Genomic DNA, 25,411 nt, shown 5'->3' on the forward strand with positions numbered 1-25,411 from the left:
ACCGCTGGAGCAACCCGCAACGGCTATCGCCAGCGCGAGGCCGCTGATGCCCGACACGCCGACCCGGTGTCGGCGTCGGAGCTGACGAGGAGAGGTCGCAGAGATGTTCTTCATGACCTCACAGTGCGTCGCGAGTCACCGGTAGTTCCCGTGGTTCCGGATCTGGGTTCGGCGTCAGCGCGTGATTAATTGGACGACGCCGGCGTCGGTCCCGGTCACCCACACGCGATGACTGCCCGGGTCGACAGCGACGGTGTTCGGTTGGCGGACCGTGTCGTACCGGGCGATCACCCGAGGCGTGTCGCCGGAGACGTCGAGACCGACGACCTGGTTCAGCGCCGTGAGAGTCACCCAGACGGTGTCGGTGGAGTCGTCCACGGCCATGCCGTACGGGTTGCCCTCAAGCGCGAGCCGCCCGATCCTCTTGAGCGGGGCGACGTCATAGACGAGCATCGCGTTGCCACGGGTGTCGGCGACGATGACGCGATTGCCGTTCAGCAGGTTGCCGTGGGTGGGCCCGGCGCCGGCCGGCACGCGGGCCGTCCTGGTCAGCGTGGTCAGGCTGTAGGTGCTCAGCGCGAACGCACCGACATCGACGACCGCCACCGTGCTGCCGTCGCCGATCACGCCGCCGGGCTGCTTCAGATCGCTGATGGTCTTGAGCACCTTTCCGTCGCGCAGGATCGAGATCGACTTGCCGAACTCGTTGCCGACGACGACGTCCCCATTGCTGCCGGCGGTCGCGTCATGGGGCTGCTTGCCGACCACCGTCGTCTCCTTCACCGACCCTGCGGGCAGCGACACCTCGAGCAGTTTGCTGGCCGACTCCACCGGGACGAGGACGGGACCGCCGGCCTTCGCCAGCTGCAGGTGGCGCACCGAGCCCGGCAGGGACACGCTGCGCCGAACGGTCAGGGTTGCCGGGTCCAGTAGCTGGAGCCGGTCCGGGTTGTGGACGGCGACCGCGACCAGGTCGGTCGTTCTGTCGTAGACGAGGCCTTCGGGCTCATCGCCGATCCGTCGGAATGTGCCGGACGGCGCGGTGGACGTCGGCGGCGCGGTGGCGGGTTCGGCAGCACCCGGCCCCTTGGACCCGTCCGATCCGCAGGCGACCAGCATCGCCACGGCGGTGCACAGGACTGCCGCACCGGCCATCCGTCTGTTCGCCATTGCCTCACTCCATTATCGTCCAGTGACAGAGGGTGTACGAGCCGCTCAACGTTTCAAGGTCGTGCTCCCGCACGGCGCGATTCCGTCCGCTCGGGAACATCTCAGGCTGCGGCGCCGCACCACGGCCAACGCCAGCGCGCCGCCGCCCAACACGACGCCGATCGCACCGAGGACGACGCCGGTTGTGGCCGTCGCGCTCGATCCGTCGGACGACGACGCCGCTGCTGCGGGCTCGCTCGTTGCGGTCACGCCCGCGGGCGGTGACGTCGAGGCCGCCGCCGCGTCCTCGCTGGTTGCAGCGGCCAGCTGCAACGTCGGGGCCGGATGATCGGGCGCGGTCGTGCTGCCGGGTGCGGACTGCTCCACCCACTTGACCACGTGGCCGTCGCTGTAAGTCCGGATTGCCTTGAACGTCATGCTGCCGACCTTGGGCAGCGGACCGGCGCTGACGCTGAATTGATCGAATTCGCCCGGCTTGATCGCCGCGGCCGCGCTTGTGGCCTTGCAGTCGATCTCGCTTACCGCCTCGCTGACCTCACCGTCGTCGGTCTGCAACGCCGGGGTGAGCTTGATCTTCTTCACCGTGAACGTCCATCCGGCGTGCGGCTGCACCGACACAGCGGCGATCGGGTGATTGGTCGGCAGCTGGACCGCGAGAGCGGTGGTGCTCGCCGTGTCGCTCTCGGTGGGCGCCTTGACGTTCACCGTCGAGTAGCCGCCCTGCGTGGCGCTCGGGGAGTTGACCGTGACGTGCGCTTCAGCGGCCGAGACCAGGCCCAACCCGACCACGCCCAGACCTGCGAAGCAGCCCGGTGAGTTTGACTAAAGTGACGCCGCCACGATCCGATGACACTGGTTATTCCCTTCGCCGGGGCCCGACGTCTTCGCGCCCTCGGTTCAATGCACGGTGTCGACGCCTCCATCCAGGTCAGCGTCGATGAGCCGAGCAGGTTGCCCGGCCGATGTCAGCGCTGGCGACGGGCAGCAGGGTGCGCATTCTGGCCCGGTTGCGCGCAGCTCCGGCGTCGGTCAGCGAGCTGACCGACGCGGTCGGCATGGCACAGCCGGCGGTGCCGCATTAACTGCGCGTGCTGCGCGACCTCGGTCTGGTGGTCGGCACGCGCGACGGACGCAACACGGTCTACGCGGTGCATGACACGCACGTCCGCGCCCTGCTCGACGAGGCGCTGCGACACATCGACCATCGCCGGACATCCGCCGGCGATTGACGCACTACCCAACCTCGGCACCTGCGACGATCACCACCCTTATGCGGGCCTGGCCGAGGCTGCTCGTATCGGCTGACTCGGTCAGGGGTGCGTCGGGGCCGGTGTAGGTGCCGCTCTCAGTACTGCGCGCTTCATCAGGACGGACTCGACGGCAGTCGCGTCGCGCACGAACACTCACCGTGTCCTATTCGCCGTGGATGTGGGCACCAGACCTACCAGTGACGGGTCGGGCGCTGCAAGGTTCCGGCCGGGACCGCCTTGAGCGAGTCGGTGGACGCGATCCCCACCGCGGCGCGGTAGCGCGCCGCCGTCCAACCGGGCGCGCGCAGGTGCGGCCCGAGGTGCTCGAACCAGCGACCGCAGAGGTGACACGCGATGCGCCCGTCCCGCGTCATAGGTGAGCCGCCCGGGTGGCGAGTGCGAGGGCGTGCCGTCGAAGAGCGCCCACAAGTGGCGATGGGCCCGATACGGCCCAGTCCCGAGTGAGGGCGGAGGAGGCATGGCCCCAGCCCCGCGCTCCTCCGCCGTCACTCCGAGCTCAGCCACCGACGGTCGGGCTAGCCCGGCAATGTGCAGGCACAGTTCGCCGGCGTCGTCGCCGATGTCTCGTCCGTTGGCCTGGGCGAGCAACGCGACAGCGAGGTCGGCAAGGAACAGGCTGCCGGACGCACGGGATTCGTCATCGAGGCTTTCGAGCAGGGTGGCCGCGCCGGCGAAGTCACCGCGATGCCGCGCGGCGATGACCCCGGCCGCTCCCTGGGCTGCATCGGCGGTGGCGCCGAAGCCACGTGGGGTTCGACCATCAGACCGGCGCCGCTGTCCTGGCCGTCGGCGACGGCAGCCCAACGCCCGCCGCCGCCTTCAACCCGGTGAGCCATGACTGGCGCACCCTGTCTGCGCAACGGGGGACGACGCAGTTCGACAGCGTCACCGTCTGGACCGGACACGAACTTATTCACCGGGGTGACGGCGACGCCCGCGCGTCCCAACCTGGGTTCGAGTTCGTACGAACATAGGCGCGGGACGTCACCGGGCCGATCGTCGGGCACTCGCTGACCCGCCCGCCTCACGCCGTCTGCAACGGGCTACTTCATGTTGCACTCGACGTCCTTCTTGGTCGTTCCCGCCGTCGCGTTGACGGGACCTGTCTGACACAGACGGTCCTGCGGCCTGGGGTTGATCCGGTATCTCGGTGAGGTCGCGGCCAGGTAGTAGATACCGGGCGGCAGACGAACTCGGTAGCGCCCCTTTGAGTTGGTAGTGACCGACGTGATCGGCGGTCCTTCGTAAGTCGCCGACCCGTACACGAAGACCGTGCCCGGGATTGCGCCCTTGCCGGTCAGATTCAGGCTGGGCGCGCCGCCTGCCAGTCGCAGCGTGCCAGTGATGACAGCCTGGTTCGCGCCGCTTGCGGGGCGAGATGTTCCCGCCCTGTGAGCGATGGCGAGGGCGGCGCCGGCGATGATCAGCACGACGACGACGACGACGCTCGCGACGCTGAGCAGACCCCGGTTCGAGGTCCGGTGCGTAGCCGTGCGTTCGATGGTTCGGAGCAGGTCTGGTGGTGGTGGCTCGTCTTCTCGCCACTGCCGGGCGACAGCACGAAGATCGTCGTCAATATCTTTCACTACCGACCTCCAGGCGGTCTCGCAATTTGCGTCGTGCGTCAGACAGGGTCGACTTCACCGTTCCGACTGCGATCCCCAGGACTGCGGCGATGTCACTGACGGGGAGGTCGAGAAAGTAGTGCAGTTCGACGACGGCGCGTTGACGGTCGGTCAACTCGGCGATCGCCCGTTGCAAGTCCACCCGGAGTTCCCAGGCCGGGTGAGGATTGACAGCACTGACGTCGGTCAACTGCAGGTGTGGCCGTCGACGCCGGACCGATTTCCCGGCCTGATCGTGGACCAACATCAACAGCCATGTGCGGGCGGTGCCACGTGCAGGATCGAAGCTGTCGAACCGACGCCACGCCAGAGCGAGCGCGTCCTGAGCGACGTCTTCCCATTCGGCTGCACCGAGCCGTCGCGCGAGTCGAACCATCACCGCCCAGTGCGGTGCCACGAACGCCTCGAAACTGTCGCGCCGGATCGACGGAGCCGCTGGCGCGCCCCTGACGCGGCGACTCCTCACGCCCATGTATAGCCACCTCGCGGACGCCTGGTTGGACGAGACCAGAAATATCGCATCCCCGGGCCGACACACCTCCGGCCGGCTGCGCGAGGTGGTTCCATTAAGACGTGCAGGAATCGCCAGGGCGCTTCGTCAGCGCCGCGCTCAGTCCCGTCGTAGTGGGCGCCGGCTTTGCCGAAGGTCAGGGTGGCGACAGCGGCCAGGTCACCTTCTGCGCCGCCTTCGACGACGTCAACGACCGTTATCCGTGGCTGCCGCAGGCAACCGAGCAGCAGCGTGGCGCCGGCGAATGCACCGATTTGATAGTCGACGTGTGTCCGAACGGGACGATTGAATCGATCAGGTTGGAGGCGTGGTCATTGGAAGACACGCTGCGGTACACCGGACGGGCCGAAGACGCGCACACGGCAGCGCAATTGGCGGGACAGCCGGTCTACGCAGCCGTCCCGGCGCTGGTCCGACTTCTTGAGAGGCTGTTCGACCCCAGACACCCGACGTAGCTTCCCCTCGGCTTCGTCTGGTGGACGATGGATCCGTGTCTCAGCGTTCGAGATCAAACGCACGCTCAAAGCCGACAACAGCCTCGAGGGCTGGCAGGGGTTCTAGCCTGGTCCGGTGATCGAGATCGGAAGCCGTGCGCGCAGTCAGCCACCGCCGCCGCATGCCGTGTTCGAGGCTCTTGTTCTCCCGAACCGGGATCCAGCCCGACCCTGGCTGGCGGTCCTCGACAACGAGCAGTTCCCGACGATCGGAGAGACCGAGGAGTTCACGCTTGTCACGTGGTCGTCCTTGTGGGTGAAGCGCTCGGACGTTGTGATCCGTTTCGACCTCACCGGGGACTCAGGCGGGACGAGCTTGCGCTGGACCCTGCTTGTCGACGAGCCGCCACCGGACGACGCGTTCGTCGGGCATATGCGCAAACGGATGAACCAACTGATCAACGCGAACCTAAGATACACCTTCGGCCAATAGGCGCCGGCTGCTGGAGGTCGTAGTTCACGGCGAAGTGCTCTTCGCCAACAGTGACGATCTGGTGGTCAGGCGCAACATCCACACCGGAAGCATGCAGTCGGTTGTCAACACGTCCTTGGCCGAGCGTTCGTTCTGCCGCGCTCTCCTGCCTGTGGACAGCGCGGCCAGGGTCACATCGCTATGCGTCCGATTTGTGCCCGTAGCGCTGACGGGCGGCCTCGCCGGAGGTCCCGACTATCTGGCCGATGAATGCCCAGGAGTAGCCCTGGACCCGAGCCTGCTCGACGGCATTAACGACCGCGCGCTCGGAGTCCGAGCGGCTCGCATAGCGTGCACGATGACCGAAGTCTGGACCCCGTCGATGACGCCGATCTCGTAGTGATCGCTGCACGGTTGGCGCCGATGATCATCGTGAAGCCGTCGTCTAGCTCGAAGATCCGGATCGGGTTCGCGTAGGCATGCCGAATGTCGTCGTCACTGACGCCGTGCTTGCGTGCGCTGTCGCGATGATCGGATCATCGTCCACTATGCCAAAGTTAGCTGTCGCGACCAGCGCGGCAAGTTAACTTGCCCGGTCGCTGACAGCCATGGAGCCTCTGCCTCTCAGAACACCCGGGATGGCCCGTGCACGATCAGGCCAGGGCTAGCACGCTTGGCCTCCGAGTTTCGAGCTGTTGCGGTTTCGGGGGCAGCGAGCGTTCTACGCTCCGGTGATCACGGACCGAGGAGGAGCAGTGCCCACCCTGAACTACGGCACCGAACGTTTCCAGCTCGACGACGACACTGCGCGGGCGGTGATCAACGCATTCGGCGCCAAGCTCGGCAGCAGCAACGGTGTCGGGTGGGTGACGTTCACGGACAACGCGGGGACCACCTGGTCGGTGATGGCGATGGCCGGTGTGCCGCTGTTCATCAACGCTCAGCCGGACGGGCCGAGCTGAGCTCTACCGGTCAGGTGTCTCGAAGTCGACGGACTGCACGACCCGCACGAGGACGTGGTCGCCGGCTCGCGTGACTGCCAAGCGATCGGTAGCCCAGACTGTTCCGACGTCGGTGACCACCCGAACCCGCGCCCCGTCCTCGACAGGTACGACCCGGACGGCCTTGCCATCCAGACCAGCGTCAGTGGCTATGAACACGTCCTGAGCCCGGGTGAGCACGGCGCGGCCATCGATCACCAGCTCGCCGTCATAGCCGAGGAAGCGGGCGACGTTCCTGCTTGGAGGATGCGCGAGAAGCTCGCGCGGGGGCGCATCGGCCCCTACCGCTCCGTCGATGAGCACCACCAGCCGGTCGGCCATCGCCCAGGCGTCGCGCCGGTCGTGCAGCACCACGGCCACCGCCGCCCCGCTGGCCCGCAGCGCTTCAGCAGTGTCATCGCGCAGGTCGGCGTGGGTCTGGGGATCGAGCCCGTCGAACGGCTCGTCCAGCAGCAGGACATCGGCATCGAGCGCCAACGCGCGGGCGAGATGGACGCGGCGGGCCTCGCCGCCCGACAGCTCGGCGGCCGGGCGACGGGCGAGGTGCTCGGCCTGCATGCGCTCGAGTGCGGCCACCGCCCGCGGCCGGCGCTGGACCCTCGGAACTCCCCACCAGGCCAGAGCCAGTTCGACGTTGGCGCGGACGCTTCTGCGAGCCAACCCGGGGGTCTGCATGAGCAGAGCTCGCCGACCTGCCGCCGTGACTGAGCCTTGAGAGATCGGCAGTGTTCCGGCCAGGGCTCCGATCAGCGTGCTCTTGCCGGCGCCGTTGGGTCCGAGAACTGCAACGATCTCCCCCGCCGACACAGCCAGGTCCACATCGTGCAAGACGTCGCGCCCGCCGCGGCGCACGCGAATCCCGCGAGCCGTCAGGGCGGGCGGCGGATCACTCACGCGAGCCGGCTCCGGCGGCGCCGCCTCCCCGGTGCACCGCGGTGCTGCAGGACGGTCAGCGCAGCGCTGATGATGAGCAGCAGCCCCAGCAGGACCAACCCGATGGCTAGGCCGGTGACGAAGCGTCCTGCCTCAACCTGCTGGAGCGCAGCGCTGGCCAGGGTCTGATCGAGGCCCTGGATATTTCCGCCGGCCAGGACGACGGCACCGACTTCGGACAGCGTTCCCCCGACCGCAGCTATCAGGGCGGCGACGATACCGACGCGCGCCTCGCGAATCGCGAGACCGGCAACCTGGACCCGGCCGGCCCCGAAGGCGCGCGCCTGGTCCAGCAGGCCAGTCGAGACGGCACCGATGGAGGACGCGGTGAGAGCCACGATGACGGGCAACGCGAGCACGGTCTGCACCACAAAGACGCCCTCCAGCGTGAACAGCAGGTGGAAACGCGCCAACGGCCCGTTGACCGGCAACGTCAACATCACGAACACGAGTCCGACGACGACGGGCGGCAGTCCGAGGCCGGCGTTAGCGAGCGCAAGCCCGATTCCTCGACCTCGAAAGCGGCCCACGCCCAGAACCACACCAAGAGGTATGCCGAGCAGTGCTGCGATGCCGGTCGGCACCGCTGCGACCTCGAGGGTGATGCGGATGACGTGCATCAGGTAGGGGTCGCCGTCGATGATCATGTGCCAGGCCTGCGAGAAGGCCTGCGTCCAGTAGCTCACCGGCTCGGGCTGGGCGTGGTCGGCGACGGGCTGGCGCTGGGCGCGGTCGGTGAGTTGAGCGCCGAGCTGGGGACGACGTAGACCAGCTGGCCGTCGTTTAGGCGGTAGACGCGTCCGATAGGCGTTCCGCTGCCGCTGGCGGAACGCTGATCTGCGGGTACCGACCGCAGTACCTCCCCCGGCCGCACGGTCACCGGCTGTCCCGACGGGGCCTGTCCGGCGCGACCGGTAATGCGCCCGGACAGGTTGAAGGACGCCAGCGCGGCGAGCAGGAAGGCCACCGCGAGAACGATGCCGACATCGAAGAGGTTGACGAGTCCGTCGAGGGGATCGCCGGCTCGGTCCTCGTGTCGTCGGGCGCGCGGCGACACCTGAATCACGACGGCGGCTCGATCGCTGCAGCCGGCGTTGATTCGTCGGTCAGAATCGCGGCGACGTACTCGAGGTCGGAGTAGTCCTGGCCGTACAGGTTGTCGCGAATCAGCGACAGGCCGAAGGCCACGGCCCCGACGAACAGACCGAGCACGGTGACGCTGAATGCGACGCGCAGGTTGTCCGTCAGGGCCCGCACGTTTCCCTTGGCCAGGCCGTCCAATGCAGGGGTCAGCGGAATCAGGGTGCCCATCAAGCCGAGTGCCGGCCCGATGCGCACGAGCAGCCGGGTGCGCGCGAGTCGGCGTTGGCACGACAGGTCGAAGTCGGCGAGATCCTTGGCGATGTTGTTGTTCGCCTGCGCGTCCGACCCGTGATGAGCCACGATGGCCTCGTAAGCCCGCGCCATCGGCGAACTCCACGCGAGTGGCGCGAGTACCGACAGCGCGCGTGGACGCTCGTCCGACCTCAGTGCCGCGCGTGCCGCGCCAGCCGCGCGCTCGAGATCCCTTGTGCGCGATAGACCAGGCCGCCGTCGGCTTCGCATGGCGACCTCGACGACGAGCCTGCCAACCTCCACCACGACGAGCGCCAGGGAAACCACGGCAGCGACCACGACGGGGATCTCGAGCACCGAGGCCACGTGAAAGATCGTCGTATAGAGCGGGTTACTCACCTGTGTCGCCATCTCTTTCGCCCGTACAGCGGGCCCGGGAGCGCGCGTCGCCGCTCGAGACCGGCGCCGGCCAGCAGCAACGCGAGTATGCAGGCCAGGCCGACCCACGCGAGCGAGGCGCGCACGTGCGTCCCGCCGGCGCGGGCCGCTGCGGCAGCGGCCGGAGCGGCGGTGTCGCGCTGATTCGGGGTGACGCCAGCAGGATCGATCAACGCGAAACCGGCGACGAGCTGTCCGCCGGACGGTCGTTCGAGCGGTGACGTGGCTGTCGACACCTCCGGCGAGGACGGCCCGGCCGTCGGTGACGTGGACGTGGAGTCCGATCCCGGGCGTGCCGCAGTTGGCGATCCCGGTCCGCCGGTCGCGGTGCGGGGCGCACCCGGGCGCCCGTTGTACCGGCTACCCGCGCCGGTCACCGGGCCGCCGACCGGGTTGCTGCTCGTGCCGAGTCCACGGCCCGGTCCGGTGGTCTTAGGCGGCTTCGGCACCTTCGCCTGCGACTTCACCGTGATCGGCACGGTGGCGGACTCACCGCTCGACCCGCTCGCGCCCGCCACGCTCACCTGCGCGTAATAGGTGCCGGGGGCGGCGTAAGAGTGCGTGACGGTCGGTGTAGCGCCGGTGTCGACGTCCCTGCCGCCGTCGGCGAAGCTCCATTTCCAGTCGAGCGACTCCCCGGAGATCGGGTCCGACACCGTGGCAGACAGACGCACGGGTGCGCCGACGCGAACGGTGGCGGCACTGGCCCGAAGCGTGGGATGCAACAGGGCGCCGGACGTGTGCACCTGGACGATGAAGGCGCCCCCACGGGTCACCTGCATGAAATCGGCAGCGTTGGTGTCGTCCAGGTCGTTCGCGCGCAGAGCCCGGACGTAGCCCAGGCTGTCGCCTACCTGATAGAAGAGCGGTTGCAGACCGTCCTTGAACCCGTTGCTCGTCGGCGGGTCGAAATCGCGCGTCGAAGCCGACAACGGGGACCGATACGCCGTCGAGCCGATGACGTAGGCGTAGGTCACGGAAGCCGGCGTGACGCCGGCCTGTTGCATCAATTCACGGATGGGCACGCCTGGACCGTCTCTGTCACTTCCAGGCCCGGGCCGCACCTCGTAGTCGCCACTCTCCTGGTCGGGAAATGCGGCAAGTTGAGTCGACGAGAACAGGGCTGTCTGCGTCGGCGTGGCACCCGCTCCGTACACCTCGACCTGCACGCACGACTCGCCGGTGCCGCAACGCCGCGCACTGGCCTGGGCCATGGGTGCGCTCGTCACGGCTACGCAGAGTGCAGCCGTGACGAGCGCCGCGACGCGGTTCACTCGCCGCACATTAGTGCGACTCAGCGCACCGTCCGCGTGTGAACACCGGACGCGGCACTGGCAAGCACCCCGTTGTTGACGTAGCGGAACTGCACCCGCCACTTCCCGCGCGGCAGGGCGAAGGTGAAGCTCCTGCTGTTCTGACCCCGCGCGACCGACCGCTGCGCCACATAGTGCAAGGCAGCCTTCGAGCCGACCCGCGCCGCGTACAGCTGCAGCAAGCCGCGCTGGTAGTGCACGCCTGGCAGCAACGCCACCGATCCCGTCACGCTGCCCTTGTCGCCGTCCAGCGAGGTGATACTGACCCGACCGTGCACGGTGACGCGAGCGGATCGCGCGGTCGTGGTGGCGCTGAGCAGGTCGCCGAACTGCGGCTTCAAGCCGGCGTTCTCGATCTTCGTTATCGCGCCGACCGAGAGCGTCACGTAGGCACGGGTGCCCAGCGGCTGATAGCTGATCGAGAAACGGCCTGCGCTGTTCGTCGTTGCGGTGGCAAAGACGTTGGAGGTCGACCCGGGCAGGGTCAGCGGGCCGCGGAGGACCACCTTCACCCCGGACAGCGCCGGCGTGCCCGGCACGACGTTGCGCACGGTCCCGGTGATGGTGATCTTTCCGCCGCCGTAGACGTTCTTCGGAATGGCGGAGGTGGAGATGACGGGAGCTGCATCGGGCAGGAAGGGCGGACCGTCACTGGACTTCGCCAGGTAGTTCCCGACCGCAGCCTGCGCGGTGGGCGAGGTGAGCCAGGTCAGGAACTGGTGCGCGGCGGTGCTGTTGATCTGAACGTTGCTGTTTCCGGCGAACTTGGCTGGGTTGATGGCGTACGCGTGAAATGAATTCACGAGCAGGGTGTTACCACCTCGTGCGGAGGCAGCGTTGTCGCGGGTCACGATGCCCAGCTTGGACAACGACTTCTGCGATTCCAGGTATTGAAAGGTGCCGCGATCGGTGAATACGTAGCAACCGCCGCCGGAGTAGTTGCAAGCGTCGGCGTTGATGACGTTCGGGCCCTGCGTAAGGCCGGTCGCCTGGTACCAGCTCGGCGTCTTGGCCTGGGTGATGTCCGACGGGCACGCGCCCGTCGCGGTGCTCGGCGTGGTGCCGCCGCCGTTCGCATCGCTGACGGTGCACGTTGTGACGCCGTTGGTCAGCTTCCAGATCGCATGTTCCTGGACGGTCGTACCGGGTGTGCCGCCTCGCGACACGAAGTTGGCGTGCCCCGCTGCGCCTGCCGCGGCAATCTTCTCGAACGCGCCGACGATGTCGTGCTTGTCGCTGGTGAGCACACCGGCCGGGTCGTTGGCCGGGCCGAGCAGCACATAGTCGCCGTAGAAGATCGCGCGACCGTACTTCTCCGCCGAGTACCCGTCGGCCACGAACTGGTTCTCCAGCGAGGCGGCGTGCACGATCAGGGCGCTGGCACTGCCCGCCTCGGCGTACGTGATGGCCGCCCCGGTGCCCTTGCTGACGTAGTTCAACGTGACACCGGGATAAGCCTTCTCGAAGCCAGGCTTGATCACTGATTGGACGAGGTTGGAGTCGTACACGTCGCTCGTGCCGACCACAGTCAGGGTGCTGCTGTCATCGGCCTGCGCAGCGGTCGGTGCCACCGCGGCGAGCGCCGCTACGGCGGTCAGAACGGACAAGACAGCAGTACAACGTCGACCGTGACGCAGGCGAGAGATCATGTCGCGGACATTAGCACCGCAGCTGCGTCGGACAAGTACCTGTCGGCCCGCAGTTGGAGGCGTATCGCCGGTGACGACCCGCGGCTACGGATCGGGCTAGACGGTCACCTGAACATTGACGACGAGCTGCCGTCCAGAACGGGCCGCCAGGACCACGCGAACGAAGCCGGGTTTCCGCCCGATGAGCTCTGCCGTGCCGGCAGCGGACTTCGGGGCACGGCACAGCACCGCATCGTCGCCGGGCTCGACGGGTGCCCCCAACCCCAGCGTCGAACCGCTGGGGACGTCGAGTGACAACGCATCATCGGTGCGAATCACGACGGTCGGCGGCAAGGACTCACTGGGAACGGCGCGCGTGGAGTCGTTCGGGATGCTTACCGAGGGAGCACATGTGCTGACCGCTATCGGAGCCGGCGGCCGTTCCGACGGATGCGGGCTCGACGACCCATCGCAACCGGTAAGACCCAGCGCAGTCGCCGCGAGCACGCCGAGCAGCGCCGGGCCGGACGTCCGCACGCAGCACCCCTTGCTACTTCTCGGCCGAATCGACGCGGCAGTGGCGCAATCGCCGATACGGGAGAGTCAACCACGCACACGAGGTGTGGACCGGTCTCCCGCAGATGTGCAACGTGCTACAGGAAAACTCCGTTTCTGCGGATCCCAGTCTCGCTTTTCTGCCGTGTCGGCGTTTGAATGGGTCGACGGGACCCCACGACGAGAGCAGGCCTGAGATGACCATCGACTACGACAAGCTGTTCATCGGCGGCCAGTGGGTTGCGCCGGAGTCCTCCGCGCGCATCCAGGTCACCTCGGCCAGCACCGGCGAGCCGATCGGCTCGGTGCCAGAGGCGCAGGAAGCCGACATCGACACCGCCGTCGCGGCGGCGCGGCGCGCGTTCGAGGACCCGTCCGGCTGGTCGCAGTGGGAGCCGGCACGACGCGGCGCCGCCATCGAGAGCCTGGCCAACGAATTCGAGAAGCGCGCCGAGGAGTTCGGCCGACGCGTCAGCCTCCAGAACGGCATGCCGATCTCGATTGCGACGCAGCTCGAGGGCGGCTTCCCGACCATCGTCATGCGTTACTTCGCCGAGTTGCTGAAGACCGCCTCGTTCGAGGAGGAACGACCGCACCTGCTCGGCGGCACCACCACCGTCCGTCGAGAGCCCATTGGCGTTGTCGGTGCGGTGGCTCCGTGGAACTACCCGCAGACCCTTGCCGCCTTCAAGCACGCCCCGGCCATGGCCGCGGGCTGCACGATCGTGCTGAAGCCCTCACCAGAAACTGTCCTTGACGCCATGTTGTTCGCCGAGGCTCTCGAGGCCTCCGACGTCCCGGCCGGCGTCATCAACATCGTGCCGGGCGGCCGCGAGGTCGGAGCCTACCTGGTCTCGCACCGCGACATCGACAAGGTTGCGTTCACCGGTTCCACCGCCGCCGGCCGACAGATCGCCGAGACCTGCGGGCGGCTGCTCCGCCCGGTCACCCTCGAGCTGGGCGGCAAATCGGCCGCGGTGGTGCTCGACGACGCGGAACTAGACCTCGCGAAGATCGGCGAGGACCTGTTCGCGGCCACCCTGATGAACAACGGCCAAACCTGTTACCTGGGCACCCGCGTGCTGGCCCCCGCGTCGCGCTACGACGAGGTCGTCGACATGCTGCAGGCTTTCGCGTCGTCGTTGACGGTGGGCGACGCGCTGGACCCCGCGACGCAGATCGGCCCGATGGCGTCGTCAACCCATCGCGACCGCGTCGAGGGCTATATCGCCAAGGGCCTCGGCGACGGCGCCACCCTCGTCACCGGCGGCGGCCGTCCCAAGGACCTCGACGCCGGCTGGTTCGTCGAGCCGACAATCTTCTCCGAGGTCGACAACCACTCGACCATCGCGCAGGAGGAGATCTTCGGCCCGGTGCTGTCGGTCATCCGCTACACCGACACCGACGACGCGGTGCGCATCGCGAACGACTCCGACTACGGACTCGGCGGCACGGTGTGGACCTCCGACCCCGAGCGCGGCAAATCTGTCGCCCGCCGCATCCACACCGGCACCATCGGGATCAATCGCTACCTCGTCGACCCCGGTGCGCCTTTCGGCGGCATCAAGGCCAGCGGCATCGGACGTGAGTTGGGTCCGGACGCGTTGCATGCCTACCAAGCGGTGAAGACGATCTACTCCTAAGGCCCCAAATTACCCGGCCGTACTCAGTGCGGACAGAGCGGGCGTCAGTTTGCTCCGGGCTGAGCGATACTGACGCACGCTCCCGCCCCCAATCCCGACTGCCGCGGAACGGCTGCGCACATGGCATCGAATTCTGGCTGCCTTGTTCCGTGGCCTGGGCACGAGTTGACTGCCTGGCATGGGTAGGCCTGCGAGCCTGGACTTCGACTGGGCGATCCGAACGGGCGGGAGACTGAGCGGCCGGCAGAAGGTGCAGCTGATCAGCGCGATGGTGCCGATGATGCTGCGGTATCCGGCGGTCCGGCTGAGGCTGAGCACGGGTCGGCGTGGGACGGCTCGACTGGACCTCGACGCGCTCATGTGGCCGGACTCGGCGCTCGCCAGGGACGCTGAAGAGCACGCTCGGGAGGTCCTGACGCCGTGGGTCCTCGAGCACTCGTTCCGGACCTGGATCTTCGGTCTGCTGCTCGCCCAGCAATACGCCGTGACGGTCGACCAGGAGCTGACGTTCGTCGCAGCCGTCCTGCACGATCTGAATCTTGAGCACCCGACGCCCGGCCGCTGCTTCGCGGTCGTCGGCGGGGAGCGGGCCGAGCGGTTCGCTCTGGAGCACGACGCGCCGCCCGATCGGGCGGTGGCCATCAGTGCTGCGATCTGCGGTCACCTCACGCCTGGCGTGTCCGACGATCTGAGCGACCCGGCCGGCTTCATTTCCGGTGGGGCCCTGGTCGACATCTACGGATACGGCCTCGACACGATGGACCCCGCATGGGTCGACGACGTCCATCGCCGTCATCCCCGTCGCGATCTACGGCGCGAGCTCATCCCGGCGTGGAAGGCGGAGGGCAAGGCCGTCCCGCACGGGCGGGCCGCGACGATGACGCGCTACGCGCGATTACCGGCGTTCGTGCGCCTGTCCCCCTACGCCGAATGACTGGTCCGAAGCGCCTACCGGGCTCGGAGTGGTGGGACAGCTGTTTGATCAGCGAAAGTTGTCTCCGTGACGGTCTGCTGCGTTGCGCAACCGGGTAGGTCGGCGCTAGGCCGCAGTAGTCCTACGAAGATCAGGAGACCGCCAATGGCGAAGAAGAACGCACAGCGCAGCGTGTCCGTCCCGGGAGTTCCCTCCCCTGAGGCGCCCGCCTACAAGGAGCCGACGAAGCCTCGCGAACCCCTGTCACCCAAGCAGGATCAGGGTGGTCCCGAGACCCGCACTCCGACCGGTGCGGCCACGGGACAACCGCCGGAGAACGTTGCCCAGCAGGGTGAGTTCCTCACCACGGCGCACGGCGCGCGCCTGACCGACACCGACCATTCGTTGCGCGTGGGCTCCCGCGGCCCGACGCTGCTGCAGGATCACCACCTGCGCGAGAAGATCAGTCATTTCGACCACGAGCGGATCCCCGAGCGCGTGGTGCACGCCCGCGGAGCCGGCGCCCATGGAGTGTTCGAGGCCAACGGGGCCGCTGCGAAGATCTGCCAGGCCGCGTTCCTGAAGTCCGGGGCCAGGACCCCGGTGTTCGTGCGGTTCTCGACAGTGCTCGGGTCCCGCGGATCGGCGGACCTCGCGCGCGACACCCGCGGGTTCGCGACGCGGTTCTATACCGACGAGGGCAACTACGACCTGGTCGGCAACAACATCCCGGTCTTCTTCATCCAGGACGGCATCAAGTTCCCCGACGTCATCCACGCCGGCAAGCCGCACCCCGACCGGGAGATCCCGCAGGCGCAGAGTGCGCACGACACGTTCTGGGATTTCGTCTCGCTGCACACCGAGGCTCAGGCACACACGATGTGGAACATGTCCGACCGCGGCATCCCGCGCTCCTACCGCACGATGGAGGGCTTCGGGGTGCACACCTGGCGGCTCGTCAACGCCAAGGGTGAGACGAGCCTGGTCAAGTTCCACTGGAAGCCGCGCCAGGGCGTCCACTCGGTGACCTGGGAGGAGGCGCTGCTGACCAACGGCACCGACCCGGACTTCCACCGCCGCGACCTGGCCGACTCGATCGAAGCCGGCGCCTTCCCGTCCTGGGACCTGGGTGTCCAGGTCATGCCGGACTCCGAGGACCAGACGTTCGAAGGCATCGACCTGCTGGACCCAACGAAGTTCGTCCCCGAGGAACTGGCACCGGTCCAGGTCCTCGGCACGATGACCCTGAACGCGAACACGACGAATTACTTCGCCGAGACCGAACAGGTCGCGTTCAACCCGAACAACCTGGTGCCAGGCATCGACGTCACGAACGACCCGCTGTTGCAGGCGCGGCTGTTCTCCTACCTGGACACCCAGATCACCCGCCTGGGTGGACCCAACTGGAACCAGCTGCCGATCAACCGCGCGCACGCCCCGATCAACGACATGCTGCGCGACGGGTTCCACCAGGACGCGGTGCACGGCGGCGTGGCGCCGTATCGCCCGAACAGCCTCGACGGCGGCAACCCGTCCGTCGCTGGCAAGAAAGATCACCCGTTCATCGACGTCCCGGCGCCGGTCGCACCAGGGGTCAAGGAACGCGTGCACCCGGCGTCCTTCGACGATCACTTCAGCCAGGTCTCGTTGTTCTACCGGTCGATGACCCCGATCGAGCAGGACCACATCACCGCGGCGTACACCTTCGAACTGTCGAAGTGCTTCGACCAGACGATCCGCGAGCGGCAGCTGCAGTCCCTGGCCAACATCGACCCTGACCTGTGCAAGAAGGTGGCGGACGGGTTGGGCCTGACGCCGCCCAAGCCGACGGTGACCGACCCCGGGGGCCCCGTCAGCGCAGCGCTGACGCAGCTCGGTGGGTCCTGGCCGATCGACGGACGCCAGCTCGGCATCGTCGTCGGCGCGGGCGTGAACCCGGCCGATGTAGCGCTCGTCAGCGAGGCTGCGCAGGCCGCCGGTGTCGTGCCGCTGGTCGTCGGACCGCACGGAGGAAACATCGGCGGCCTGACGGTGCACCGCACCTACGCCAATGCCTCCTCGACGGAATTCGACGCCCTGGTGTTGGTCGGTGACCTGCCCCCGGCGCCCGACGCCATGGTCAGCGGAGACGCCAAAGCCGGCACCCCGGCCGCCGTTGTCGACCCCCGGGTCGTCAAACTGGCTGGCGAGGCGTGGCGGCACGCGAAAGCGATCGCAGCGGTGGGCGATTCGACCGCTCTGACCGACGCAGGCATCACCGATCAGAACCCTGGCGTCCTTGTCGGTTCCGCCGCGGAACTCGCACCGCAACTGCTGGCCCTGCTCGCCGAGCACCGCTGCTGGGACCGCTTCGCGACCAGCGTCGAGGTCTGAGTAACGCGTCCTGGCTCGTGGCCGGGTGGCGGGCCAACCGGACCGCCACTCGGCTGCAGCCGACCTGCCCGTGGCTGATGTCTGCGTGGTTAAGCTTCCGAGCCTTGTGTCAGTGACACCTCGTCCACCTCTGTCGGCGCCATGAGACTGCACCGTTCTAAGGTGACCCGGTGCCGCCAGCCGCGGTGGCGAGGGCCCGCAGCGGGTGTCTGCGGTTGAGGTCGTCGCTGCGGACGGTGGCCAGCACCGCGAGGGACACGCCGGGCAGGTCCGCCATGCGGGTGAAGACGTACCCCAGCAGGTCACGCATCGCCATGTCGGCCCAATGCAGGTCCTCGATGACGAGCAGCACGGGCTGCTCCTCGGCCAACGCACTGAGGGCGGCGAGCACCGCGTCCAACATGGCGCCGCGATCGATCCGCCCGTCCTGGACGGGACTGTTCCTGTGCAGCAACCGGGCGATCGGCGGGTACCGGGACGCGAGCGCGTCCGCGCGTGGTGCGGGCAGCCGGGTGAACGCCTCGACAAGCGGCAGGTAGGGCGGCGGAAGTGTCGCCGAGGTCGACGCAGTGCCCGACCAGGACCAGTCTGCATGGCTGCTCCTCGGTGCTGCCGGGCCACTGAGGTGACCCGCTGACACGCATGACTGTCCTCGTCTGCGGAGGCCGCCGGCATCGGGACAATTCCCTATCCGGCTCGCTGTCGGCTCCTAGGTACGGTCGGGTGCCTCAGCGTCTGCGGCCGACGAGCACCCGGTACCAGACCGGATCTCCGTTCGTGAGCCGCCGATGCAGGAACCGCTCGTCGAGCTCGAAGGTCGTGTGTGCCTCGAAGTCCGACCGGGCACCGTCGGCGTGCTGCTCGGCGCAGGTGAAGGCCAGCCAGTCGCCGGTCGCGAACGTCGCCCACGTCTCGGCGAGGACGGGCGGTTCGATATGCCGGCCGGTGAGCGCACCCGCGCTGACCAATGCATTGAGCCCGAGCCGTCTTACCAGGGCGGGCAGCTCGACGTCGCCCAACGCACCCACGACGTACTCGACGTACAGCCCGGGGCGGTCGCGGGCCGCGGCGTCCTTCGCGGCCGCACTGATGTCGAGTGCTGCCACCGGCGACAGCCCCGCCGCGGTCAGCGCTTCACCGGACACGCCGTTGCCTGCGCCGACGTCCAAGCACCGAACGCTCGACGGCGCCGCCCCCGCCGCGACTACCCGGACGGCGAGGGCAGCAGCAAGGGTCTGCGGGGACGTACAGCCCAATAGGTCCTGGACGACGTGTTCGTACAGACCAGGGACGGCGTAGACCTCGTCGTAGTCGTGGATACGCATGGTGCGGCGCGATCCGCCGCGTTCCAGCCCGAAGGTCTCGCTGCCCGGCGTGGCGGGCGCAGACGGGTCGATGTCGACGCGGAAGTCCATGACCACACCATCGCCGCACCTATGCTGGACGTTTCTCGAACCCCGGAGAGGTGATCGACGGTGACGACGCTGATCGTGGTGCTGGTGATCATCGCGCTGCTGGTCGTTGCGGGCGTTGTCATGGCCAAGCGGGTGGACCGCAGCAGCCACGATGCAGTCGACCGGGTCCGCGTGCAGTCGCAGGTCCGGCAGACGCGGCTGATGGCCGACGGGCCCAGTCGCGACGTCGCGCTGTTGCGCCAGCGGCTCGACGCCCAGCTTCGGGCAGCTCGGGCGGTGCTCGAGTCGCCGGATGGCGAGGTGTTCCGGGCCGACGGTCCCACCGTGCTCGCCGAGGTCACCAAGTCGGCGCACGAGCTCGACGCGTCGCTCGTTGCGATCGGCGAGCTCACCGAGGCCCAGCAGCGCGAGGCGCTGCCGGCGATCACAGCGCAGGTCGATCAGTTGATCGACACCACCGACACCGCCTGCCGCACCCTGCTGCGGACGCGCGCCAAGACCCGCTCTGGTGAACTCGACGCACTGTCAAGTGACATCGACTTCGAGGCTGCGTCGCTGGCGACCTACGAGCGCGAACGCAACGACCTCACCCTCTAGGTGCTGTTCGACGAGCCGCTCTTGTGATTCGCCAGATACAGCGTCAGCACCACCGCGATCACGATCAGCGCCGCGAGCACGGCCAGCGCCACCTTGACCCTGCTGATCGGGCGATCGCCGACGACCTCGCCGGTGTTCGCGTTGACCAGCACCTGAAAGGTCTTGCCGGCGTGCAGGTAGGACGCGATCCACAGGGGTAGCAGCATGAGCTTGAACATGACGGCGGCGTAGCGGACGTCGATGTGCGACACGATCTGCTCGTCGCCGCCGATGTCGGCGCGACAGTCGTTCTCGACGACGCTCTCCATCTGGCCGCGGGCGTCCTGCAGGCCGACATCCGGGTCGACGTCGTAGCGCAGCGCGGAGTAGCCGGCGAGGAACTCCGGCCGATATGCGACCGCGCGAGTGAGGTCCCACGGGCCGGCCTCGTCCAGTCGCTTCGGCGGCAGTTGATGGCTCGCCCGGACGACGACGTCGTCGAACCAGCGCGAGACCTGCCCGTACGCGGGCCACCAGCGAGTCCGCATCTCCTGGACGTTCTCCTGCCGGGTGCCGCCCTGGCCGTCGGACACCGTCCGCGTCACCGTCACCCAGTAGTGCTCACCGCGTTGGCCGGTGTAGTCGGTTTCGGTCTGCGCGTCGTAGGTCCAGTGCGGAACGTAAGTCCCCTTGATCGCCTCGGTGGAGCCCACCTTCTTCAGCGCGTTCGGCGCGAACCACCGCGAGCGCACCCAGGTGGCGAAGGCTGCATTGGCCGCGCCCTGATCGATCCCGAACGGGACGACGGCTTCGGGAACGATCAGCCCCGGCGGCGACGACAGAGCGATGAGTACGCCGCTGCAGAACTGGCAGCGGTCGGCCAGCAGGTCGGTCTCGGTCGACGCACCGCAGTTCTGGCACTGCAGTACCTGTGCGGCAATGGTGTCGACCGGCTTGGGTGGCAGGCTCGCCCACTCGTCGTAGGAGTGCTCGACGATGGCCCGCCCGTCGTCCGTGATGGCCTGCTCGGTGCCGCAGGCGGAGCAGCGCAGCACCGACGTCCCAGGCGCGTAATAGGTCTGCGCGCCGCAGTTCGAGCAGGTGAAACGCGGGGCCGGAACCGCGGCCTGGGACTCGTCGGAGGGCGGCTCGTCGGCGGCCGGCAGCGGCGGCGGAGCCGGTTCGCTCATGCCGGCGGTAGCGGCGGCGGGGTGGCGCCGAACAAGCCGGCGATCTCAGGCACCGTGCCGGCGGCGACCCAGCCGGCCATGCCCTGACGCCACACCAGCGTCTCGGTGGTGACCTCGCCCGCTGTGATCTTCTGCTGCACACCCGCCGTGTCGACCGGGCCGATCTGCTGACCGCCGATGCCGAGGTAGAACGGCGCGCCCTGGCTGGGCAGGGGCGGCGGGCCGGCCGGCGCAGGCGCCGGTGCAGCACTGGGCGCGAGCGCGTCTCCGACCTGGCGGCCGAGCGCGACACCGACGCCCAGACCCAGGCCGCTGTTGCCGCCGCTCGGGTTGTTCGCCGCGTCCTCGATGGCGTTGGCCGCCTGGAACTTCGTGTACTGGTCCAGGTTCCCGACGACGTTCATGGACGTGCGCTTGTCGAGCACCTCCTCGACCTCGGGCGGCAACGAGATGTTCTGGATGACGAGCCGGGGCACGCTGATGCCCATGTCGGCCAGGTTCGTCGTCAATGTGCCGGCCAGCGTCGCGGCGATCGTCTGCTGGTTCGCGGCGAGATCGAGCATCGGCAGGTTCGAGTTGGCCAGCGCCGAGCCGACCTGGCCGACGATCGTCTCGCGCAGGAATTCCGAGACCTCTTCGGTACGGAACTGCGGGTCGGTGCCGACGAGTTGGCGAAGCAGTTTGGTGGGGTCGACGACCTGTATCGCATAGGCGCCGAAGGCCCGCAGCCGAACGACGCCGAACTCCGGATCGCGCAACGTGACGGGGTGCTGCGTCCCCCACTTGAGGTCGGTGAACAACCGGGTGCTGACGAAGTACACCTCGGCCTTGAACGGCGAGTTGAAGCCGTACTTCCAGCCCTTGAGGTCCGAGAGAATCGGCAGGTTGCGCGTCTCGAGCGTGTACGTGCCGGGCGTGAACACGTCGGCGATGGTGCCCTCGTTGACGAAAACCGCGTTCTGGCCCTCGCGGACGACGAGCTGCGCGCCCATCTTGATCTCGTTGCCCTGCCGCGGGAACCGCCAGACGATGGTGTCGCGGCTGTCATCGAGGAACTCGACGATGTCGATGAACTGACCACGGACACGGTCCAGCAGGCCCATGGCTGCACTCCCTCTGCCGACAGCGGCGACCTCACACGCCGTGCGGACGGCGCCCCTGGAGCCTACCGGCGGTGGGCCTACTCGCCGCGCGACTCGTTGGCGAGGAAGCGCTCCAGCTCGGCCCCCAGCTCATCGGCAGAGGGCAGGTCGCCCTCGACGATGGCGCTCTGGGCCGCGGCGGCCGCCGCGTCGTACTGCTGCTCGAGGGCAGCAACCAGGGTCTGCAGCTCCTCCGAATCGGCGACCTCGCGCTCTATGGCCGCACGGTTCACCTGTTCGGCATCCTCGAGTGACGTCGTGTCGAACCGCAGCCCGGCGCGCGCGCTGACCTCGCGCAGCAGCGCCAGCGCGGCGGCGGGGTACTCGGTCTGCGACAGGTAGGGCGGGACGGGTGCGGCGATCCCCAGCGAGTCGACCCCAGCGGAACCGAGGCGGTACTCGACGAGGTGACCGGCGCTGGCCGGCACGATGATCTGGCCGAGCCACGCGCGGTGGTCGGCGAACAGGTCGCGCCGTGAACCGTGCACGATGATCGGCGTCGGGCGGCTGTGCGGCACCGACATGGGGAAGGCGTCCAGCCCGACGACCAGGCGCACCCCGAGCCGCTCGACGAGCAGCTGCACTGCTGCCGCATATCGCTCCCACTGGATGTCCGGCTCGGGGCCGGCAAGCAACAGATAGGGCGTGTCGTCGTTGTCGTGCAGCAGGTGCAGCGCCAACTGCGGGGTCTCGTAACCGCTCCAGTGGTCGACATCGAACCGCATGATCGGACGACGGGCACGGTAGTCGTACAGCTGGTCAATGTCGAAGCGGGCCACCACCGGTGCGTCGTGGGCCAGCAACGCATTGCGGGCAAGCCGCACCGCGGCGCCTGCGTCGACGAAACCGTCGAGGGTGTGCAGCAGCACCGCGCCGGACAGATCCGGGCGGTCTGCGTCGAGGTCGAACAACTCTTCGGGATCCAAAGTCACCACTCCATCTTGGACCCCGGTGTCGAACTGCGGCAGCAAGCAGGCCCCAGTAGCAGTGACGGACGCGACGCCGGGGCCGGTATGCGGTTTGTGCGACCGCGGTGCGGGTACCCGCACGGTATGCAAACGCAGGGCGTAGCAGTGGTGACCGGTGGCAGCGCAGGCATAGGTCGAGCGGCGGTGCGGCAGTTGGCCGCAGCCGGCTACGACGTGGCGGTGCTCGCCCGTGGTCGGGCCGGCGTCGAGGCCGCCGCCGACGAGGTGCGCGCCGAAGGCCGGCAGGCGCTGGCCCTGCAGGTAGACGTTGCCGACAACGCAGCCGTCGACGAGGCCGCCGAGCGGATCGAGAACGAACTGGGCCCGATCGAGGTATGGGTGAACAGCGCGTTCGTTGGCGCCCTGGACTACACGTGGGACCAGACGCCCGAGAAGTTCCGGCGGATCACCGAAGTGACGTACTACGGCCAGGTGCACGGGATGCAGGCAGCACTGCGGTACATGCGCCCACGCGACCGGGGTTCCATCGTCAACGTCAGCTCGTCGCTGGCCCACCGAGGAATTCCCCTACAGGGTGCCTATTGCGGCGCGAAGCACGCGATCAAGGGTTACACCGAGTCGCTGCGGGTCGAGCTCGCGGCCACCGAGAGCAAGGTCAGCGTCTCGATGGTGACGCTGCCTGGAGTGAACACCCCGCAGTTCGACTGGAACGACGACCAGCTCCAGCAGGGGCACCCGATGCCCGTCCCGCCGATCTACCAGCCCGAGGTCGCGGCGAAGGCGATCGTGGACGTCGCCCAGCGCCCCAGGCACGACGTCTGGGTCGGCACGCCGACGGTCATGACCGTCCTGGGTGCTCGGTTCGCTCCTGCGGTCGTGGACTGGCGCCTCGCACGGACCGGCATCTCCTCGCAGACCACCGACGCTGACCTGGACCGGTACGGCAGCAACCTGTTCGAGCCCCGGGACGAGGAGCACGACGCCGGCGCGCGGGGCGGCTTCACCGACCAGTCGCGCGGGGCCGACCCGGTGAGCGCGATCGGTGCCGTGGTCGGGCGAGCGGTGGGCATAACAGCCGGCTTCGGGCTACGCACGGTCTCTGCGGTCCTGGATCGCCTCTGACCGGTCACTTGGGGTAGACCAAACCTATGTCAACCCCAGACCCACGCCGTGGCGACGAGCCCGGCGACCCCGATGTCACCCCCGGCCAGCCGAACCCGAACAGCGGCAACGCACCGAACGATCCACCGCCGCCGGACGATGACGACGCGCCCAACTCCTAGAACATGGACAACTATTCGCAAGACGGTCTCGTCTTCGAGGTGTCAGATTCCGGCCCGGCCGGCGCCGAGGTGGTCGTGCTGCTGCACGGCTTCCCGCAAAATCGCCGGGAATGGGATCACGTCACCCCGCACCTGGTCGGGGCGGGCTACCGCGTGCTCGCGCCGGATCAGCGCGGTTACTCGCCAGGCGCCCGGCCGGCCGGGCGGCGGGCGTACGTCCAGTCGCACCTGGTCGACGACGTCGTCGCGCTGATCGACGCTGCCGGAGTCCAGAAGGTCCATCTCGTCGGTCACGACTGGGGCGCACTCGTCGCCTGGGCACTGACGTCCCGTTATCCCGAACGGGTGAGCACCCTGACCGCCGTGAGCGTGCCGCACCCGAAAGCCTTCGCCTGGGCGATGCCGCGCGGGCAGGCGCTCAAGTCCTGGTACATGGCAGCCTTTCAGCTTCCCGCTTTGCCCGAGCGCCTGTTGGCTACCGACCGCGCACTGGCCCTCCTGGGCGGCAGTGGTCTGACCGCGGAGCAGATGAATGCCTACATCGAGCCGCTTGGTCGCCATGGGCTCACTGCAGCACTGAACTGGTACCGGGCGTTGCCGTGGTCGCAGCGCGAGAAGGGCCACGCCCGCCGGTCGACGGTGCCGACCACCTACGTGTGGAGCGACGGCGACACCGCGCTCGGCCGCGCCGGCGCCGAGGCCACCGAGCGCTTCGTCGACGCGCCCTACCGCTTCGCCGTCCTGCCCGGCGTGAGCCACTGGATCCCGGACGAGGCCCCGGACGCGCTGGCGGACCTCATCCTGGAGCGCGTTGCGAGTTCGTGACGGGGTTGACGTTGCTTCCGCGGCATGCCAACGTACAACCAAATGGTTGTACAAGATGAGCTGAGCGACGCCGAGGTCGACCGGATCTTCCGGGCCCTGGCCGACACGACGCGCCGTGACATCGTGCGGCGGACCCTGGCCGGCGAGGCCACGGTCTCGGAGCTGGCTACCGCGTACGACATGTCCTTCGCCGCGGTGCAGAAGCACGTCGCGGTGCTGGCGGGGGCCGGCCTGGTGACGAAGCGCCCGCGCGGCCGGGAGCGAGTCGTCCGGGCCGATCCCGACCTGATCCTGCGTGCCCAGGCGCTGCTGGACTCCTACGAACAGATCTGGCGTACGCGCATCGATCGAGTCGATGCTCTGCTCGCCGAGGACACCTGACCCCCAGACAACGACAGGAGCCACCAATGCCCGTCACCTCGGTCAGCACGGATGC

Annotated in this window: 30 protein-coding genes; 14 read left to right on the forward strand and 16 right to left on the reverse strand. The window is 68.3% G+C overall.

The window, feature by feature from the left end:
- Positions 1-174 precede the first annotated feature (174 nt).
- On the reverse strand, positions 175-1,170 hold the full coding sequence (locus ACFFC4_RS05015; protein ID WP_375498394.1) for a YncE family protein: 996 nt from the start codon (positions 1,168-1,170) through the stop codon (positions 175-177).
- A 45-nt stretch (positions 1,171-1,215) separates the two neighbouring features.
- The gene (locus ACFFC4_RS05020; protein ID WP_375498396.1) at positions 1,216-1,959 is read right to left on the reverse strand and encodes a YcnI family protein; all 744 of its coding nucleotides are present in this window, start codon (positions 1,957-1,959) and stop codon (positions 1,216-1,218) included.
- 173 nt (positions 1,960-2,132) lie between these two features.
- Between ACFFC4_RS05020 and ACFFC4_RS05025 the strand changes: the two genes are divergently transcribed.
- The 3 genes from ACFFC4_RS05025 (at position 2,133) to ACFFC4_RS05035 (ending at position 3,272) form a co-directional block, all read left to right on the forward strand.
- Complete coding sequence (locus ACFFC4_RS05025; RefSeq protein ID WP_375498398.1) at positions 2,133-2,252, forward strand: ArsR family transcriptional regulator; 120 nt, start codon at positions 2,133-2,135, stop codon at positions 2,250-2,252.
- Positions 2,253-2,258: 6 nt separating this feature from the next.
- Positions 2,259-2,399, forward strand: a complete 141-nt coding sequence (locus ACFFC4_RS05030) for a hypothetical protein (protein ID WP_375498400.1) — start codon at positions 2,259-2,261, stop codon at positions 2,397-2,399.
- Positions 2,400-2,969: 570 nt separating this feature from the next.
- Positions 2,970-3,272 (forward strand): hypothetical protein, encoded by a 303-nt coding sequence (locus ACFFC4_RS05035; RefSeq protein ID WP_375498402.1) that lies wholly within the window; start codon positions 2,970-2,972, stop codon positions 3,270-3,272.
- Positions 3,273-3,484: 212 nt separating this feature from the next.
- On the opposite strand, the gene ACFFC4_RS05040 is transcribed toward ACFFC4_RS05035, so the two are convergent.
- Together ACFFC4_RS05040 and ACFFC4_RS05045 are read right to left on the reverse strand one after the other, a co-directional pair.
- Positions 3,485-3,871, reverse strand: coding sequence for a carboxypeptidase-like regulatory domain-containing protein (locus tag ACFFC4_RS05040; protein ID WP_375498404.1), 387 nt, complete (start codon positions 3,869-3,871; stop codon positions 3,485-3,487).
- A 142-nt stretch (positions 3,872-4,013) separates the two neighbouring features.
- On the reverse strand, positions 4,014-4,538 hold the full coding sequence (locus tag ACFFC4_RS05045) for an RNA polymerase sigma factor (RefSeq protein WP_375498623.1): 525 nt from the start codon (positions 4,536-4,538) through the stop codon (positions 4,014-4,016).
- Positions 4,539-4,690: 152 nt separating this feature from the next.
- Here ACFFC4_RS05045 and ACFFC4_RS05050 point away from each other — a divergent pair, with 152 nt between their 5' ends.
- The 3 genes from ACFFC4_RS05050 to ACFFC4_RS05060 all read left to right on the forward strand — a co-directional run bounded on the left by ACFFC4_RS05050 (position 4,691) and on the right by ACFFC4_RS05060 (position 6,445).
- Positions 4,691-5,032, forward strand: coding sequence for a hypothetical protein (locus ACFFC4_RS05050; RefSeq protein WP_375498406.1), 342 nt, complete (start codon positions 4,691-4,693; stop codon positions 5,030-5,032).
- 115 nt (positions 5,033-5,147) lie between these two features.
- Positions 5,148-5,504 carry a hypothetical protein gene (locus ACFFC4_RS05055; RefSeq protein ID WP_375498408.1) on the forward strand — a complete coding sequence of 119 codons (357 nt, stop codon included), beginning with the start codon at positions 5,148-5,150 and terminating at the stop codon, positions 5,502-5,504.
- Between the two features lie 734 nt (positions 5,505-6,238).
- Entirely contained in the window at positions 6,239-6,445 is a 207-nt protein-coding gene (locus ACFFC4_RS05060) for a hypothetical protein (protein ID WP_375498410.1), read from the forward strand.
- Between the two features lie 3 nt (positions 6,446-6,448).
- On the opposite strand, the gene ACFFC4_RS05065 is transcribed toward ACFFC4_RS05060, so the two are convergent.
- The 7 genes from ACFFC4_RS05065 to ACFFC4_RS05095 all read right to left on the reverse strand — a co-directional run bounded on the left by ACFFC4_RS05065 (position 6,449) and on the right by ACFFC4_RS05095 (position 12,470).
- Positions 6,449-7,378 (reverse strand): ATP-binding cassette domain-containing protein, encoded by a 930-nt coding sequence (locus tag ACFFC4_RS05065; RefSeq protein WP_375498412.1) that lies wholly within the window; start codon positions 7,376-7,378, stop codon positions 6,449-6,451.
- Positions 7,375-8,103: an ABC transporter permease gene (locus tag ACFFC4_RS05070; protein WP_375498414.1), complete on the reverse strand. Its 729-nt coding sequence runs from the start codon at positions 8,101-8,103 to the stop codon at positions 7,375-7,377. The genes ACFFC4_RS05065 and ACFFC4_RS05070 overlap by 4 nt, the downstream gene beginning before the upstream one ends.
- The gene (locus ACFFC4_RS05075; protein ID WP_375498416.1) at positions 8,100-8,483 is read right to left on the reverse strand and encodes a DUF2149 domain-containing protein; all 384 of its coding nucleotides are present in this window, start codon (positions 8,481-8,483) and stop codon (positions 8,100-8,102) included. Before ACFFC4_RS05075 ends, ACFFC4_RS05070 begins: the two co-directional genes overlap by 4 nt.
- The gene (locus ACFFC4_RS05080; RefSeq protein ID WP_375498418.1) at positions 8,480-9,151 is read right to left on the reverse strand and encodes a MotA/TolQ/ExbB proton channel family protein; all 672 of its coding nucleotides are present in this window, start codon (positions 9,149-9,151) and stop codon (positions 8,480-8,482) included. Before ACFFC4_RS05080 ends, ACFFC4_RS05075 begins: the two co-directional genes overlap by 4 nt.
- Positions 9,148-10,464 carry a PKD domain-containing protein gene (locus ACFFC4_RS05085; protein WP_375498420.1) on the reverse strand — a complete coding sequence of 439 codons (1,317 nt, stop codon included), beginning with the start codon at positions 10,462-10,464 and terminating at the stop codon, positions 9,148-9,150. Before ACFFC4_RS05085 ends, ACFFC4_RS05080 begins: the two co-directional genes overlap by 4 nt.
- Positions 10,465-10,484: 20 nt before the next feature.
- On the reverse strand, positions 10,485-12,110 hold the full coding sequence (locus ACFFC4_RS05090; RefSeq protein WP_375498422.1) for a substrate-binding domain-containing protein: 1,626 nt from the start codon (positions 12,108-12,110) through the stop codon (positions 10,485-10,487).
- A gap of 138 nt (positions 12,111-12,248) precedes the next feature.
- Positions 12,249-12,470: a hypothetical protein gene (locus ACFFC4_RS05095; RefSeq protein WP_375498424.1), complete on the reverse strand. Its 222-nt coding sequence runs from the start codon at positions 12,468-12,470 to the stop codon at positions 12,249-12,251.
- A gap of 413 nt (positions 12,471-12,883) precedes the next feature.
- Here ACFFC4_RS05095 and ACFFC4_RS05100 point away from each other — a divergent pair, with 413 nt between their 5' ends.
- The 3 genes from ACFFC4_RS05100 (at position 12,884) to ACFFC4_RS05110 (ending at position 17,615) form a co-directional block, all read left to right on the forward strand.
- On the forward strand, positions 12,884-14,329 hold the full coding sequence (locus ACFFC4_RS05100) for an aldehyde dehydrogenase (RefSeq protein WP_375498426.1): 1,446 nt from the start codon (positions 12,884-12,886) through the stop codon (positions 14,327-14,329).
- 178 nt (positions 14,330-14,507) lie between these two features.
- Positions 14,508-15,263 (forward strand): phosphohydrolase, encoded by a 756-nt coding sequence (locus tag ACFFC4_RS05105; RefSeq protein WP_375498428.1) that lies wholly within the window; start codon positions 14,508-14,510, stop codon positions 15,261-15,263.
- 144 nt (positions 15,264-15,407) lie between these two features.
- A complete protein-coding gene (locus ACFFC4_RS05110) occupies positions 15,408-17,615 on the forward strand; it encodes a catalase (protein ID WP_375498430.1) in 2,208 nt (735 codons plus the stop codon).
- 157 nt (positions 17,616-17,772) lie between these two features.
- Here the strand turns inward: ACFFC4_RS05110 and ACFFC4_RS05115 are convergent, their stop codons facing one another.
- A complete protein-coding gene (locus tag ACFFC4_RS05115; RefSeq protein ID WP_375498432.1) occupies positions 17,773-18,255 on the reverse strand; it encodes an AAA family ATPase in 483 nt (160 codons plus the stop codon).
- A gap of 88 nt (positions 18,256-18,343) precedes the next feature.
- Positions 18,344-19,030 carry a hypothetical protein gene (locus tag ACFFC4_RS05120; RefSeq protein ID WP_375498434.1) on the reverse strand — a complete coding sequence of 229 codons (687 nt, stop codon included), beginning with the start codon at positions 19,028-19,030 and terminating at the stop codon, positions 18,344-18,346.
- Positions 19,031-19,090: 60 nt separating this feature from the next.
- Here ACFFC4_RS05120 and ACFFC4_RS05125 point away from each other — a divergent pair, with 60 nt between their 5' ends.
- Positions 19,091-19,627: a hypothetical protein gene (locus tag ACFFC4_RS05125; RefSeq protein ID WP_375498436.1), complete on the forward strand. Its 537-nt coding sequence runs from the start codon at positions 19,091-19,093 to the stop codon at positions 19,625-19,627.
- Here ACFFC4_RS05125 and ACFFC4_RS05130 read toward each other — a convergent pair.
- The 3 genes from ACFFC4_RS05130 to ACFFC4_RS05140 form a co-directional block, all read right to left on the reverse strand.
- Complete coding sequence (locus ACFFC4_RS05130) at positions 19,624-20,796, reverse strand: hypothetical protein (RefSeq protein WP_375498438.1); 1,173 nt, start codon at positions 20,794-20,796, stop codon at positions 19,624-19,626. The two genes, ACFFC4_RS05125 and ACFFC4_RS05130, sit on opposite strands and share 4 nt — an antisense overlap.
- Positions 20,793-21,899 carry an SPFH domain-containing protein gene (locus ACFFC4_RS05135; protein ID WP_375498440.1) on the reverse strand — a complete coding sequence of 369 codons (1,107 nt, stop codon included), beginning with the start codon at positions 21,897-21,899 and terminating at the stop codon, positions 20,793-20,795. The genes ACFFC4_RS05130 and ACFFC4_RS05135 overlap by 4 nt, the downstream gene beginning before the upstream one ends.
- A gap of 77 nt (positions 21,900-21,976) precedes the next feature.
- Complete coding sequence (locus tag ACFFC4_RS05140; RefSeq protein ID WP_375498442.1) at positions 21,977-22,870, reverse strand: PAC2 family protein; 894 nt, start codon at positions 22,868-22,870, stop codon at positions 21,977-21,979.
- 81 nt (positions 22,871-22,951) lie between these two features.
- Here ACFFC4_RS05140 and ACFFC4_RS05145 point away from each other — a divergent pair, with 81 nt between their 5' ends.
- Genes ACFFC4_RS05145 through ACFFC4_RS05160 form a run of 4 tightly spaced genes read left to right on the forward strand, consistent with a single transcriptional unit; the run spans position 22,952 to position 25,356 of the window.
- Positions 22,952-23,989 (forward strand): SDR family oxidoreductase, encoded by a 1,038-nt coding sequence (locus tag ACFFC4_RS05145; protein ID WP_375498444.1) that lies wholly within the window; start codon positions 22,952-22,954, stop codon positions 23,987-23,989.
- A 26-nt stretch (positions 23,990-24,015) separates the two neighbouring features.
- Entirely contained in the window at positions 24,016-24,150 is a 135-nt protein-coding gene (locus ACFFC4_RS05150; RefSeq protein WP_375498446.1) for a hypothetical protein, read from the forward strand.
- Positions 24,151-24,153: 3 nt separating this feature from the next.
- Positions 24,154-24,975, forward strand: a complete 822-nt coding sequence (locus tag ACFFC4_RS05155) for an alpha/beta fold hydrolase (protein ID WP_375498448.1) — start codon at positions 24,154-24,156, stop codon at positions 24,973-24,975.
- Positions 24,976-25,017: 42 nt separating this feature from the next.
- Entirely contained in the window at positions 25,018-25,356 is a 339-nt protein-coding gene (locus ACFFC4_RS05160) for an ArsR/SmtB family transcription factor (protein WP_375498450.1), read from the forward strand.
- Positions 25,357-25,411 lie beyond the last annotated feature (55 nt).

Origin of the sequence: uncultured Jatrophihabitans sp., assembly GCF_964244045.1 — a bacterium.
Taxonomy (GTDB): Bacteria; Actinomycetota; Actinomycetes; order Mycobacteriales; family Jatrophihabitantaceae; genus Jatrophihabitans.

Excerpts from the sequence above, each read along its gene's own strand:
- ACFFC4_RS05015 (WP_375498394.1), bottom strand. The coding sequence starts at position 1,170 with ATGGCGAACAGACGGATGGCCGGTGCGGCAGTCCTGTGCACCGCCGTG.
- ACFFC4_RS05025 (WP_375498398.1), top strand. The coding sequence starts at position 2,133 with ATGTCAGCGCTGGCGACGGGCAGCAGGGTGCGCATTCTGGCCCGGTTG.
- ACFFC4_RS05045 (WP_375498623.1), bottom strand. The coding sequence starts at position 4,538 with ATGGGCGTGAGGAGTCGCCGCGTCAGGGGCGCGCCAGCGGCTCCGTCG.
- ACFFC4_RS05100 (WP_375498426.1), top strand. The coding sequence starts at position 12,884 with ATGACCATCGACTACGACAAGCTGTTCATCGGCGGCCAGTGGGTTGCG.
- ACFFC4_RS05105 (WP_375498428.1), top strand. The coding sequence starts at position 14,508 with ATGGGTAGGCCTGCGAGCCTGGACTTCGACTGGGCGATCCGAACGGGC.
- ACFFC4_RS05110 (WP_375498430.1), top strand. The coding sequence starts at position 15,408 with ATGGCGAAGAAGAACGCACAGCGCAGCGTGTCCGTCCCGGGAGTTCCC.
- ACFFC4_RS05120 (WP_375498434.1), bottom strand. The coding sequence starts at position 19,030 with ATGGACTTCCGCGTCGACATCGACCCGTCTGCGCCCGCCACGCCGGGC.
- ACFFC4_RS05130 (WP_375498438.1), bottom strand. The coding sequence starts at position 20,796 with ATGAGCGAACCGGCTCCGCCGCCGCTGCCGGCCGCCGACGAGCCGCCC.
- ACFFC4_RS05135 (WP_375498440.1), bottom strand. The coding sequence starts at position 21,899 with ATGGGCCTGCTGGACCGTGTCCGTGGTCAGTTCATCGACATCGTCGAG.
- ACFFC4_RS05145 (WP_375498444.1), top strand. The coding sequence starts at position 22,952 with ATGCGGTTTGTGCGACCGCGGTGCGGGTACCCGCACGGTATGCAAACG.
- ACFFC4_RS05150 (WP_375498446.1), top strand. The coding sequence starts at position 24,016 with ATGTCAACCCCAGACCCACGCCGTGGCGACGAGCCCGGCGACCCCGAT.
- ACFFC4_RS05155 (WP_375498448.1), top strand. The coding sequence starts at position 24,154 with ATGGACAACTATTCGCAAGACGGTCTCGTCTTCGAGGTGTCAGATTCC.
- ACFFC4_RS05160 (WP_375498450.1), top strand. The coding sequence starts at position 25,018 with ATGGTTGTACAAGATGAGCTGAGCGACGCCGAGGTCGACCGGATCTTC.